We start from the raw sequence: 13,051 nt of genomic DNA, 5'->3' as shown, positions 1-13,051 counted from the left end.
CTCAGTACGCCTTTTCTGTCAGTCGCTCGTAGATGGCCTGGGCCAGCGCACGGCCCAGGCCGATCGGAACAGCGTTTCCGATCTGCCGCGCAATTTGGATCTTGCTGCCGAACCACTTGAAGTCCTTGGGAAACCCCTGGATGAGCGCGGCTTCGTAATGCGTAATGGGTCGATTTTCCGTCGGGTGGAGGTAACGTCCCTTCTCCGGCTTGTAGAACTCGGTACGGATGGTCACGGAGGGGCGCCCCTTGTGCATGCGTCCCATCACATCTCCCGAACCGGAGTTGTGGCTGTCCCAGCTGACCGTCGAGAGTTCGACGGTCTCACCGTTGATCTTCGCCGTTTTCCCTCGGAGGTCGTGACGATTGCCGCCGGCGGGAATCTCCTTGTAACGCGCCTTTGACAGGTCGGTGGGGGTGCGTCCGATGTGCAGATCGGTTGTGGTGTAGGGGCCGGGAAGCTCGACATCGAGGGGGGAGCCGGTCCGCTTCGGCAGATCGGTGACAGGGGCGTCCTTGGGGGTGATGTCGAAGACGACTTCGTCGACAGCCACCCATTCTTCCAGGGCAGGCGTGCTGCCATCGACCTGGCTGTCGAGGGTCGGCTGCAAGGCCGACGGGTTCCGCGAATGAGTCGGTGCCGGGTGTTCCAGCGGGTCACCAAGATCCTTGCGGGTGGCGATGACGATGGCGCGCCTGCGTGCCTGCGGTACCCCGTAGTCCGCAGCGTTCAGGATTTTCCAGCGCAGCGAGTAGGCGGAGAGCTCCCCACCGTCCTCGGTGGCACTCTTCAGGTCCTCGAACTGTTGCGATTTCAGGAAGCGGTCCACGTTCTCGAGTACGAAAATTTTCGGCTTGATCGTCGTGACCACCCGCATGTACTCGCGCCACAGAGAGTTCCGTGGGTCATCGGCATTGGGTGCCCGATTGGCCCTGTTCAGCCCGGAGAAGCCCTGGCACGGGGGGCCACCCATGACTACGTCCACCTGGTTTTCGTAGGGGGTCGCATCCCAGTGCGTGATGTCGACGTGCGCCACGTGGGAGGAACCGAAATTTGCCGCGTACGTCGCGGCTGCGGCGGCATCGAACTCGACCGCTGCCACCGATTCGAAGGGGGAGGACCCCTCACCGTTCGGCTCATAGGTGCGGAAGCCCGCAGAGAAGCCACCCGCGCCTGAGAAGAGGTCGACCACCTTGATCTTGGGATCCGTCACTGAGGGTCCTTGGTGGTCTTGGTCGAGGTGGTGGCCATGGTGACAGAGTCTACTGTGCGGCGGCCGGGCCGAACGGAACGGCCTGCGCGTACTCGATCTGCTGTCTCTGCGCCAAGAGCCCGGACAACGCTTGTCAGGCGTCCGTCTGTGACTGCTTCAAGGCGGCCAGGATCCGGTGCCCCAGGGCGGTGGCAATCGGCGGTGGAGTCGTCTGACTGATCTGGCGGTACGCGGAGGTCTTCCGGCCGCAGATCTGCCAATCCGCCGTAAATCCCTGCAATAGGGCGACTTGGGGAACGGTGATCTTTGCCAACCCGTACTTCGGTTCGATCTCACGGTTCAGCCTGAAGTCGGGGCCGGGAACGGTGTCGCCCACGGTCCCGCCGTGAATCCCCCAGCGGGCCCAGATGGCCTTGGCGCGACTTGCACCGAGGTCGGCCCCGCCCCGCCCGGTCGCACCGCCCATGATCAAGGGAGCCGGCTCCGAGGCCTGAGCAGCCCAGGAAGCGGCTTCGGGCCAGCCCGCGGACGCCATGGTCTCGTGCAACGTCTCACCGAGAGTCGGGCAGGGGGCGGGATCGGCCGTCGGCCATACGAAGTGCTTCAGGTCCTCGGGGCTCATCGCGACCATGAATCCGTGACTGCGGTGCTGCGGAACTCCGAAGTCGGTGGCGGTGAGCACCGCCGTAGCCAGTTCGTAGCCGAGGTCCTTGACGGACTCCTTCACAGCTTGACGTTCGGTTGCGAACTTCGGCGTGCGCAGAAAGGTGGGGATGTTCTCAAGGAGCAGTACCCGGGGCCTGATGTAGGACGCCATGTCCAGAGTGGCCCGCAGCATGTCCCGACGGTCGGCCGTGGCGAGCTGCTTGCCCGCGATGCTGTAGGGGGAACGGGGCAGGCCGCAGCTCAGCACATCGGCGTGATCCAGAGGGGAGTGATCGGCGGGGTCGAGCTCCTTCAGGTCGGCCTGGAGCGTGTACCAGTCAGGACGGTTTGCGGACAGGGTCGCGCAGCTGTCCTTGTCGATGTCCACGGCGGCGACGATGTGGAAGCCCGCCCGCTCCAGCCCGAGGGCCTGCCCGCCCACCCCTGCGCACAACTCAACGACGCTAAAAGGCTTTTCCTGCATATGGCTGCCCCTCCCATGAAGTACTCATGTTAAGGGATCACCGATGTGCTCCCAGGGTCGTACAGTCCTGTTCGTCCTGCCGTACGACCCCGGTCGACCGGCCCTACTCCTCTCGGGAGTCGATGGTGGTGAAGCGGACGACCTGGCCGTCATGGCTCCGTGCAGAGGCGGGTGCCACGAAAGTAAAGGCCATGACCAGCTTGGCCGGGTCGATTCGACCGGAGGCCTCGAGCTCTGGACGGTGTTCGGGCTCCACGACCGGGTAGAGCGAAATCACTCCACGTCGTTCGGAGACGAATTGCTCGGTGGTGGCGTTTCCGCCGTACGGCAACGCACCTGCGATGCGAAGGGCAGGCGCGCGGTGTTTCGGCTCGCTGATGGCACCGAAGACCGCACCCCGTCGACGTGTGCGGCCGAACCAAGAGAAGGTTCGTGAGCCGGATCCGAGCGGGATCCGCCTGCTGCCGGTTGCATGCTGCGGTGCGAGGACCACCCAGTCGTTCACCTTGGCCGGACTGGAGGAGGTGATCTCCTCCAGATAGGAGAGGTGCGGGACGAACCGCCCTGGGGCGTCCCACGTCAAGGTCTGGAAGATCTCGAGCATGTCCTTTGCGGAAACAAGGCCGGCGTGGGCATGGAAGCGGTGCTCGACAGAGGACTCGTCGAACTGGTACGCAAAGGTGCTCGTGGACGCAGAGAGTGACTCGAGGACGGGGGACCACAGGTCGGTGTTGCCGCGCAGTGCGGTGGCGCTCGAAGGGTAGGCGCTCGGCTCCTCCCACTTGCCGGCGGATCGGATCTCGACCAACCGTGCATTGTGCATCTTGTTTGTGCTCGCTGGTTTCAGCCATGCGAGATGCTGGGAGACCAGTGGCGGAATCCGGGCCGGCGTTACCTGAGGTTTTCCGTCGACGAGGACGGAGTACTGCTGGAGCTGTTCGCGGAATGTCTCTTCGTCCCGGCAGATGGCCTCGAAGGCTTCGTAGAGATCGATGTCCTTGGCGCCCATCGACTCCTGCCGGCCGAGATACAGGCGTACCAGATCCTGGTACCCCTTACGAAATCCGAACCAGCGACCCATCTGCATCAGAGTGGAGGCGTTGTTGGTGCGACGCCGGTAGTAGGTGACCGTGAGGCCCTCCACGGTGAATCCCCGGGCGAGCTTCTGTCCTCCGATGAGGATCTTCCAGATGGGACGCTTGTCGAAGTCGGCGTCGCCCCCGGCCTTGAGGTCGACGTCCCCGTTGACGACGATGATCGGTTGGTCGTCCCCTCCGATACGGATCGCGGCTGCTCCCACGTACGGGGACAGATCGTCGTAACTCGAAGGGACGGCGAATCCGTCGGCACGGACCCGTGAGACCGGCTCCAGGTCGGTGTCGAAGAGCTTCCGCAGACGATCGTGTCCGGAGGGGCCCGTATAGCCCGACGACCACCACAATTTGTTGATTCTGCCGTGCAGTTCCCGGTGGTCCGCCGTCCTGACGGATTCGTGAACGAGCATGGTGTGGTGTTGGAAGAATCGGTCTCCCAAGCCGTTCGCTTCTCGGTACAGTTTCATCGCGGCGGTCAGAACGAACATGTCCATTGCCTTCTGAAGGGCCGTGTCGTCCTCGTCCGATTCCAAAAAGATGTCCCGTACGTGGGCTTTCTCGTTGGAGTTCCCGAAGGTGCGGTCCTCCAGTGGAACTGGCGAGTCCAAGTCGTGGAAGTCCTGCACGCCCATGTAGCCGACAGGACGCGGCAAGGAGACGATGAAATCCTTCGGAAAAATGTCCTCGGCGTCACTGGGGTCGATGAAGACATTGGCGAAGGGCGTCGCAGTGTAACCAACGTACTGTGCGCGGGGAAGCAGGCGCAGGAGTTCGGAGATCTTCTCGTTGATGGCGGTCCGCTCAGCGTCCGGTTTTCCGCGGTCGGCCGTGTTGACGGATGCCTCGTCCGACTCGTCGTCGATGATCAGAACCGGAATCTCCGCCAGCGGAGTCTTGATCTTGTTGAGGTCCTTGACCAGTTTGGCCAACACCGACTTGTTCTTCTTCACCACCATCAGACGCGCCGAGGACCGGTGCAGATTCCTGGGGTCGTAGAGCGGGAGAGCCGGTTCCTGCTTCTCGAACTCGAGGGCGACGATTCCCTGGAGCAGACTTTTGTAGTCGTTGTCCCTGGTGGTCATGCGAACGATGTCGAAACCCCCGAGCGCCGATGGCAGACCACGGTGAGAAAGGAACTTCCCTTTGGCCCAGGCAGGGTCGTCCGCATAGTCCGATTCATACTCGGCAGCCCCACGCAGGATGTTCTCGCGGCCGACGAGCTCCATGTCGAGGCGCCGCTGAGTCTGAGCGCGCAGCAGATTCAGCGTGCCACCCAGCACGATGACCAACCGGTAGCCGGCGTCCACGGCCTTGGCGATCACACCGGTGAAGTTGGCGGTCTTGCCCGACTGCACGTACCCGACCACAAGGCCCTTGGACTGGTAGGCGCTTTCGGACGTCGGGTCGGCGAGACGCTCGACCACGCGGTCCGACGAATCGTCCAGGGCGGCCACCGCCGATTCCGGCCAACCCTTTTCCGAAAGGTGGCTGCGGTATGCGGGCCAGTACCAACTGCGACCCTGCAACGTCTGAGGGGTGTACCAGGGAGAGAATTCCTCACTGATCACGATCGGCCCGGTGCTCCGAGGGACGGGGATCAGGGAGTTGATGATGCTCTGTGTGCTCTCGGACAGGTCAAGAAGCCCGAACACCTCGCTCCGACGCGCATCGGAACGAGCCTCGGTAGACGACCAATTCGGTCTGTCCGCGTAGTCCCACATCGTGAGCTGCTTCCGCCACAGTTCTACCAGTTGGTCGGTTGCGTGCGCAGTGTTGAGGAAGACCCGGAAGTCGGACTCGCTGGCGAACAGGTCGGCCCCGGGGCCTTCCTCCTCGGACTGGTAGGACAACGCGCGGACGAGATTCTTCGGGCGATTGGCCATGCCGGCGAGAGCCGAGGCATGCAGCGTGAGCCGGACTGCGGAAGTGACGTTCATTCGTGGTCCTCGGGCTTACGGGAGACGGAGATCGGCCAGCGCACCCGGTGGGCAGGGGTCCGGCGTGAGGCCGGTCAATTCCAGCGTGTAGTCGACATGACGAACATGCTCCCGAAACGGGGCTGGGACGGAGTTGATGTCGAGCCGGGGGAACGTGTCGTTCACCTGGAACAGGGCCGGTGCGGAGCGGATGTGCCACCTCTCGTCGTCGGGGAAGTCCGGGTTCCAGCCTGCCGCAGCCAGTATGCGATCCAGCCGGTCCACCGATGCGGGAGCATGTTCGGCAACGTCGTGTCGCACCGTCCGGACGCAGTCGTAGAGTGTCCTGCCATCGGTCCCGCCACGAGTGAATTGCAACGAGACCATCCACAGAGGGCGATCGGCGGTCGGGGTCAACTGGGCCAACCCGTGTACCGTGTGCCGCCGCTGGTCGGAGGAAGTGGACTTCACCTCGGCGTCGAAGCCCGGCAGGCCGAAGTCGTGTTCCTCACGGTCCGAGCCCTTCCAGGCATCCAAAGCGGTGGACCACCCATACGTTCTGGAGATCGAACCGAGAGCGGCGATCTCTCCCATGAGCCCGATTCGTCGCTCGGCGCTCAGAGCGCGGGGCCGTCCGAGCAGGGTGCTCCAAGCCCGTACGGTCTCACTGAACGCCTGTTCCAGGGTGCGGTCGTGAGCGACCATGCGTCCTGCCACGGCATTGAGCAGGTCATGGAAGTCGCGGACGAGATCTTCCTGAGTGGTCCGAATACGGGCCATACGCAGCCCTCGTTCCACGATCTGATCGATTCGGATCATAGGGAGCGGTGAGAGTGGAGGCCGGTGCCGTCTGTCGAGTTCGACATGCAGTGCGATTTCCCGTCCGCCGTCACTCACTACGTAGGAGACCTCGGGATGGGCGGACGGTGCTGACAGCCGGTAGGACGTGGACTGGCCCACACCGAGGAAATGCTCGACGGAACTCCAGGGAACGTGGGGTTCGTCATTCACCGTCAGCCACCCGATCCAGTTCCGAACGGGCGGCAGACACGAGAATGGCCTGCCACAATTGCAGGTTGTCCTTTTCCCTGCTCCCGCTGTACTCCTTCTCGAAGACCTGGTGAAGGAGTATGTACATCAAGGATTTTATCAGCGGGGCATCGTTCAAGCCGCCTTGTCGACCGCCGAGGATAGCTGCGCGATAGTGCTGGTTCAGCACGATCGCGCGTCCTTCGCGTTCGATGTCGAAGAAGACCTCGTTTTCAAGCTTTTTCCAATGGATTGAAATCGGGTCCTCGCCAGGGGCGACGGGCAGTTCTTCGACCACGGTTTCCCGTACGGCCGGATCGATTCCTTCGCCTGGAGGAATCACCGGTTTGCGAGTGGTGCCGGAGCGCCTGCGAGCGTCGCGATAGACACCCTCGGCAGCGGCCAAGTAGTCGAGGAAGCGCTCGCCGGAAGGGGCGACCGCGTCCTCCAGGGCAGAGGTGAACTCGGGCGAGGCTTCGACACCGGACTTCTTCACTGTCAGACGGAATACGGCGTCTGCATCGTCCGGGAGGTCCACTGCGATGCGCGCGAGCGACAGATGTTGTTCCGGTTGGCGGAAGTTGTTCCAACCACCGGCCTGAACGAGACGGCCATGGCGGTAAAAGTAGAAGCCCTGACGGTCCATGACGGAGCCCACAGCTTTGTACTCGTCGAGGTTGGACTTGGGCGGCCAGACATGGGAGTCGAGGATCACCTCGCCGATGGAAGGAAGCTGGGCGACGAACTTCTTCGGGTGGTCCGAGCTGCCGGAAACCGGGTAACCGAAGGGATCGAGCGGCTCGACCCCGAAGTTCATGTAGACGGTCCTCGTGCGTACGTCCTCGACCGCAATGGTGATGTTGAAGTCGTCACGGGCCAGGAACCGATGCAGGTGGAGGCCGAGGTGCAGACCCAACTTGTTGATGGTCCGATGCAGGTAGCGGTCCGTCTGCCCACCACCGCCGTGCTTGGGGAAGTTGTTCACCCCGTCCCATCGAACGACGGTGCCCTGCCAGGCGATGGGGCGGTTGTTGTCATACCTGTCGATGAGCTCCTGTGCGTAGACCGGGTCGACGATGTCGCACTGGAATCCGGAGAGGGCCCGTTTCATCACCCAGCGGCGACCGACGGAGCGAGTGCGCTTGGTCGTGCTGACGACGGTGACGGCGGACGCGTGACTGAGCGACGCCGACTTGAGGCCGGTGCCGAACATCCCTAGAGCCGTCGGAGCGTAGTCGCGTCGACCGCCGACCGTCATGGCGACATCGAGGGCGGTGTCGTCCATCCCCTTGCCGTCGTCCACGACCAGAAGGCTCACCAGTTGGTCTCCGTCCCGCAGGAAATGGATGACCACGTCGCGGGCCCCGGCGTCGATGGAGTTGTCCACCAGGTCGGCGATGGCTACCTCGAAGCCGTATCCCTGACTGCTGAGCGCCTCCATGTACCGCGCGTCGGGTGGGAGGGTCTTGCTTCCCGCGACAGGGACCTCGAACTGCCAGTCTTGTGTCATTTCCTCGCCTCGGTGACCAAAGGGTTCTCGCGCTGATCAATGGTGACCGTAGTGCAGGAGCAAGACAAAGGGACGGGGATCAGTCACATGGCTTGGGGGACTCCGCAGGATGGTGCGGAGCGCGTCCCAACGACTCCCTGACGCGTGACACCTCTTCGGCGACGGTCTCGGGGAGTTCGTGCTCCCAATACCGCAGTACGGTCCAGCCCGCCGCTCGCAGGTGCTCGGTCGTCTCCCGGTCACGCGCCATGTTCTTGTCGAGCTTGGTGCGCCACCACTCGGCGTTCGACTTCGGGCGGGTGGCGTGTTCGGGGCAGCCGTGCCAGAAGCAGCCGTCGAGGAAGACGGCGATCTTGGCGGGGCCGAAGACGATGTCGATGGTCCGGCGGGGCTTTCCGGGGACCGGGACATTGACGCGGTAGCGCAGGCCTGCGGCGTGGAGGAGTCTGCGGACCGCCAGCTCGGGGGTGGTGTCGCGAGAGCCCTGACGGCTCATGCGGGCGGAGACCGCGGGGGAGGAGGGGACGGGATCGGGCACGGGAGCATTGTGCCGGTGGGCGGCCCCGCGCGCGCAGCGGGGTGGGGCCGCCCCGGCGGCCGGGGTCAGACCGCTTCCGGCGTCCCGTGGCAGCTCCGGTACGTGTCGCCCGAGCCGCACCAGCAGTCTGTCGTCGCCGTCGGGGGCCACGGGAGGGCGCGGCCGCGGGCGGCGAGGGTGGTGGCGTATTCGGCGAGGAGGGAGGGGGAGTCGGGGGAGGTGCGTTCGGAGGCGGCGAAGGCCTCGTAGGAGGGGATGGAGCCCGTGACGATGCCGAGGTTGGGGGTGCCGGCCGCGGCGAGTTCGCGGAGGGAGGACTCCAGGGCGGACAGGTGCTCGGTGTGCGTGGCGGGGTACTCGGCGGCCAGGGCGGGGTGGGCGGCCAGCAGCTCGGCGTACTCCGCGGCCGGCCAGTGCAGCAGGGCGACCGGGAAGGGGCGGGAGAGGGCGGCGCGGTAGGAGCCCAGTTCCGCCTGGAGGCGGGTGATCTCGGCGCGCAGTTCGGCGGGGTCGGAGGAGCCCAGGGCCCACAGCCGCTTCGGGTCGTGCAGCTCGTCCAGGGGGACCGGGCCCGGGTTGACCGTGTCCGCGAGCGCGTCCCAGCTGTCGTGCGCCTTGCCGAGCATCCGGCGTACGCGGTGGCGGCCCGTGAGGAGGGGGCGAGTGGAGTACTGGACCTCTTCGGCGGGGTCGACGAGGAGGGTGAGGGCGGTGGTGTACGCCTCGTGGGCCTGAGGGAGTTCGTCGTGGTTCTCCAGCGCCTCGGCCAGGACCACCCAGGGCTGGGGGGTGCGCGGGGCCGAGGTGCGGATGCCGTCGATGATCGCGCGGGCCTCGGCCTCGTGGCCGTACTCCCATAGGTTGGCCGCCTTGAGGGCCTTGATGAGCGGCGTGCCCTCGGGGGAGGGCGCGGTGAGGAGCTGGTCGTAGAGGGTCGCGGCGCGGGCGCGGGCGCGGTCGCCGGCGAGCTCCAGGTGGGCCGCTGCTTGCAGGAGCAGGGGCTCCTGGTCCTCCGGGTACTGCGCCGCGGTGCGCAGCAGACGCTCGGCTTCGGTCGTGTGGTCGGCGGGCGAAGGCGTGTCGGGGCGCATGGGGGACACCGTACTGCGGTAGGGGGCGCGGGTGAGAGGGAGCTGCGCGGGCGGGTTCGGGGCGGGAGCGGGGGTGTGCATGCCGGGAGCGTTCCCCGGTGGGGAGGCGGCGGAACGTGGTTTTCGGGGTGGTGAGTTGCGGGGGCGGGGGCTATCTTGCGGGGCGGTTGTGGGGGCCCGTCCGGGTACGGGGGCGGGTGCGTGGACCGGTTCGCGTGTGGGTGCGGGTACGGGTTCGTGGACCGGTTCGCGTCCGTGCACGGGTGCGGGTTCGTGGGCCGGTGCGCGTACGGGAGGGCCGGTGCCTCCGGTGACGGGCAGGGACCGCTCCCTGCGGAGGGGGCGGGCCGGTGCATCCGGTACGGGCCGGCCCGCCCCCTGCGGAGCCAGCGGGCCGAGGCGTGGTGAGCCGGGAGGCGGTGGGGTGCGGGTGAGGAGCCGGGGGCGGCCCGCGTCGGGGGTCAGGGTGCCGGGCGGGGGCCGGCCGGTGCCGGGGGTGCGGGCGGGGAGGGGGGCCGCCCGGCGGGGAGGGGGCCGTCCCGGGCGGCGTACCGGACTCGCCCGGTGCCTGTGGGGTGCCGCCGAGGCCGTCGTCACCTGCGGGGTCGTGCTGCTGCTCCTCGTCGTGCACCAGGTGTGGTGGACGAACCGGGAGGCCCGGGCCGGGGCCCAGGAGGCCGTACGGTCCCTCGTGCGGGAGTGGGAGGACCCGGACGGCGGGGCGCCCGCCCCGGAGGGTCCGGGAGAGCAGGCACGTCCGGAACTCCCCGGGGACCTTCCCGAAGACCTCCCCGGCGGCCCTCCCGAGCAGACCGCTCCCGGCGGCCGGGCCGCCCCCCGCCCCCACCCCGTCGGCAAGGTCCCCCAGCCCCCCGACGCGCCCCGCTGGGACCAGGCGTACGCGGTGCTGCGCATCCCCGGGCTCGGCGTCGTCGCCCCCGTCGCCCGGGGCGTCGCCAAGCGCGGGGTCCTCGACAAGGGGTACGTCGGGCACTACCCCGGCACCGCCCTACCCGGCCGGGCCGGGAACGTCGCGCTCGCCGGGCACCGCAACACCCACGGCGAGCCCTTCCGGCGCCTCGACCGCCTGAGGAAGGGCGACGAGGTCGTCGTCGAGACGCGGGACGCGGTCCACACGTACGTCGTCAGCGGCGGCGTCCCGCAGACCTCCGCCCGGGACGTGGGCGTCATCGCCCCCGTGCCGCGCAGCGCGGTGCATCCCGGGCGCGGCTTCAGCGAGCCCGGCCACTACCTCACCCTCACCACCTGCACCCCCGAGTTCACCTCGACGCACCGCCTGGTGATCTGGGCGACGTTGGCCAGGACGACGCCGAAGTAGCGGCTAGGGTCACCCGCGTGGCGAGTGACGATCATCGTGAAGAAGGCCCGGGAACCCGGCGCGGGCGGCCGCAACTGCTGTGGCTGGCCGTCCCCTACGTCCTCCACCTCGGCGCGCTGCCCCTGGTGAACCGGGTGCGGCCCGTCGTGTTCGGGCTCCCCTTCCTGTTCGTGTGGCTGCTGGGAGCGACCCTGCTCACGCCCGTCGCCGTGTGGCTGACCTGGCGGGGGGACCACAGGCGATGAGTTCCGCAGCGGTGGCGACCTCCGTCTTCGGCGTCTTCATGGCCGCGACGGTCGGGCTCGGCCTGCTCGCCGTGCGCGGTCGCGGGGGCGGTCAGGGAGGGCTCGCCGAGTGGTCGGTCGGCGGGCGCAGCCTCGGGGCCGTCTTCATCTGGGTGCTGATGGCCGGCGAGGGCTACACGAGCTTCAGCTATCTCGGCGCCGCGGGCTGGGGGTACAACTACGGGGCTCCCGTGCTGTACGTCGTGGCGTACATGTCCTGTGGTTACGCGGTCGGTTATGTCGTCGGGCCGATGCTGTGGAGTTACGCGCGCAGGCATTCCCTCGTCGGCATCACGGACATGGTGGCCCACCGGTACGGAAAGAAGTGGGCCGGGGCGCTCGTCGCGATTCTCGCCTCCGTTTTCCTGCTGCCGTACATCCAGTTGCAGATCACCGGAATGGGGGTGGTCGTGTCGACGATTTCGTACGGCACCATCAGTCTCGACTGGGCGTACTTCATCGGCTTCGCGGTGACCGTCGGGTTCGTGGTCGTCAGCGGGCTGCGCGGAAGCGCCTGGGTCTCCGTGCTGAAGGACGTCCTGGTGATCCTCACCCTCGGATTCCTGGCCGTTTACGTACCCCTCCACTATTTCGGCGGATACGAGAACTTCCTCGACCGGATCGTGACCGAGAAGGCGGACTGGCTCACGCTTCCCGGGCACGGGGAGAGCGGGTTCGGGCAGTGGTGGTTCATCACCACGTCGTTCCTGAACTCGCTGACGGTGGTCATCTTCCCGACCACCGTGGCCGGATATCTCGGCGCGAGGTCCGCCGACGGCCTGCGGCGCAACGCCATGTGGCTGCCCGCCTACAACGTGCTGCTCTTCGTGCCCATGCTGCTCGGCATGGCCGCGCTCTTCGTCGTCCCCGGGCTGACCGGCGCGGACTCCAACCTCGCCCTCTTCAAGCTGGTCGTCGACTCGCTGCCCGCCTGGCTGGTGGGGGTCGTCGGGGTCGCCGCCGCCCTCTCCTCGATCGTCCCGATGGCGGTGTTCATGCTGGTCATCGGCACGATGTGGGGACGCAGCGTGCTCGGGCCCATGCCCCGGTGGCGGGGGCGGGAGAAGACCGCGTCGCAGATCGTGGTGGTCGTCGCCGGGACCCTCGCGCTGGTCCTCACGTACACCGCGCCCACCACGCTCGTACGGCTCTCGCTCATCTCGTACGAGGGGATGGCCCAGCTCCTGCCCATGCTGCTGCTGGGGCTGCTGTGGCGGAAGATCACGCTCGCCGGGGCGCTCAGCGGGCTCGTGGTGGGGGTGGGGGCGGTGTGCGCGCTGGTGTTCACCGGGAACGACCCGCTGTGGGGGACCAACGCGGGAATGGTGGCGCTGGCACTCAACCTTCTGGTCGCGCTCGCCGTCTCCTACGGTGGGTCGGCCGACAGCGACGGCCGGCCCGACGACCAGGTGCTCGCCCGCGACCCGCTGGCGGAGCCACTGGCCAAGGACGCCGGACCCGTGGCACGCTGAGCCGCACCGTACGAGGAACAGAAACACCGTACGAGGAACAGAAAGAGGAGGGGTGGGAGTGGTCGGGAACGTGGCGCGTGCGCGCGGTGCGCTGCTGATGTTCTTCCTGCTCGCCCAGGTCCTCTTCGACCTCGGCGGCTTCGGCTTCGCGGGCGCCGTCGCGCTCGCCGCCACCGCCACCGCGGGCGCCGCGCTCATCGCCTGCGCGCTCCTCGCCGGGCGCACGGCCCCCGCCGTGCCGCGGACGAAGGTGCGCACCGCCCTGCGCGACCGGGAACGGCGCACCGCCTTCCTCGCCCAGCGCGACCCCGACGCGGCGGGCCGGGCCCGCCCCAGGGCGCCGGGGCAGCTGTCTCCGACGGCCGCGTAGGGGACTCGTACACACACCGCCCGATCCGTGAGAGCCCCCTCGTGGGCCGTCTGCCGACGCGCGCTT

At 67.1% G+C, this 13,051-nt stretch carries 11 protein-coding genes; 4 read left to right on the top strand and 7 right to left on the bottom strand.

Going from position 1 to position 13,051, the window contains the following annotated elements:
• Position 1: 1 nt before the first annotated feature.
• The 7 genes from ACZ56L_RS16030 to ACZ56L_RS16000 form a co-directional block, all read right to left on the bottom strand.
• Positions 2–1,213, bottom strand: a complete 1,212-nt coding sequence (locus ACZ56L_RS16030) for a DNA cytosine methyltransferase (protein ID WP_471064563.1) — start codon at positions 1,211–1,213, stop codon at positions 2–4.
• Between the two features lie 133 nt (positions 1,214–1,346).
• Positions 1,347–2,342 carry a DNA cytosine methyltransferase gene (locus tag ACZ56L_RS16025; RefSeq protein WP_471064561.1) on the bottom strand — a complete coding sequence of 332 codons (996 nt, stop codon included), beginning with the start codon at positions 2,340–2,342 and terminating at the stop codon, positions 1,347–1,349.
• A gap of 103 nt (positions 2,343–2,445) precedes the next feature.
• Positions 2,446–5,373 (bottom strand): Z1 domain-containing protein, encoded by a 2,928-nt coding sequence (locus ACZ56L_RS16020; RefSeq protein WP_468687815.1) that lies wholly within the window; start codon positions 5,371–5,373, stop codon positions 2,446–2,448.
• 15 nt (positions 5,374–5,388) lie between these two features.
• On the bottom strand, positions 5,389–6,363 hold the full coding sequence (locus ACZ56L_RS16015; protein ID WP_468687814.1) for a PD-(D/E)XK motif protein: 975 nt from the start codon (positions 6,361–6,363) through the stop codon (positions 5,389–5,391).
• The gene (locus ACZ56L_RS16010; protein ID WP_468687811.1) at positions 6,356–7,891 is read right to left on the bottom strand and encodes an ATP-binding protein; all 1,536 of its coding nucleotides are present in this window, start codon (positions 7,889–7,891) and stop codon (positions 6,356–6,358) included. The genes ACZ56L_RS16015 and ACZ56L_RS16010 overlap by 8 nt, the downstream gene beginning before the upstream one ends.
• 79 nt (positions 7,892–7,970) lie before the next feature.
• Complete coding sequence (locus ACZ56L_RS16005) at positions 7,971–8,387, bottom strand: very short patch repair endonuclease (protein WP_471064700.1); 417 nt, start codon at positions 8,385–8,387, stop codon at positions 7,971–7,973.
• Between the two features lie 107 nt (positions 8,388–8,494).
• Complete coding sequence (locus tag ACZ56L_RS16000; RefSeq protein WP_471064558.1) at positions 8,495–9,520, bottom strand: SEC-C domain-containing protein; 1,026 nt, start codon at positions 9,518–9,520, stop codon at positions 8,495–8,497.
• Between the two features lie 607 nt (positions 9,521–10,127).
• Here ACZ56L_RS16000 and ACZ56L_RS15995 point away from each other — a divergent pair.
• The 4 genes from ACZ56L_RS15995 (at position 10,128) to ACZ56L_RS15980 (ending at position 12,985) form a co-directional block, all read left to right on the top strand.
• On the top strand, positions 10,128–10,859 hold the full coding sequence (locus tag ACZ56L_RS15995; protein WP_471064556.1) for a class E sortase: 732 nt from the start codon (positions 10,128–10,130) through the stop codon (positions 10,857–10,859).
• A gap of 17 nt (positions 10,860–10,876) precedes the next feature.
• Positions 10,877–11,104 carry a DUF3311 domain-containing protein gene (locus tag ACZ56L_RS15990; RefSeq protein WP_345222640.1) on the top strand — a complete coding sequence of 76 codons (228 nt, stop codon included), beginning with the start codon at positions 10,877–10,879 and terminating at the stop codon, positions 11,102–11,104.
• Complete coding sequence (locus tag ACZ56L_RS15985; protein WP_471064554.1) at positions 11,101–12,615, top strand: sodium:solute symporter family protein; 1,515 nt, start codon at positions 11,101–11,103, stop codon at positions 12,613–12,615. The genes ACZ56L_RS15990 and ACZ56L_RS15985 overlap by 4 nt, the downstream gene beginning before the upstream one ends.
• Positions 12,616–12,712: 97 nt before the next feature.
• Positions 12,713–12,985 (top strand): DUF6412 domain-containing protein, encoded by a 273-nt coding sequence (locus tag ACZ56L_RS15980; RefSeq protein ID WP_345226438.1) that lies wholly within the window; start codon positions 12,713–12,715, stop codon positions 12,983–12,985.
• Positions 12,986–13,051: the final 66 nt, after the last annotated feature.

The sequence above is a fragment of the Streptomyces sp. NPDC039736 genome (genome assembly GCF_055596485.1).
The sequence above is the reverse complement of the archived record's forward strand: the minus strand, read 5'-3'. Positions and strand labels throughout refer to the sequence as shown.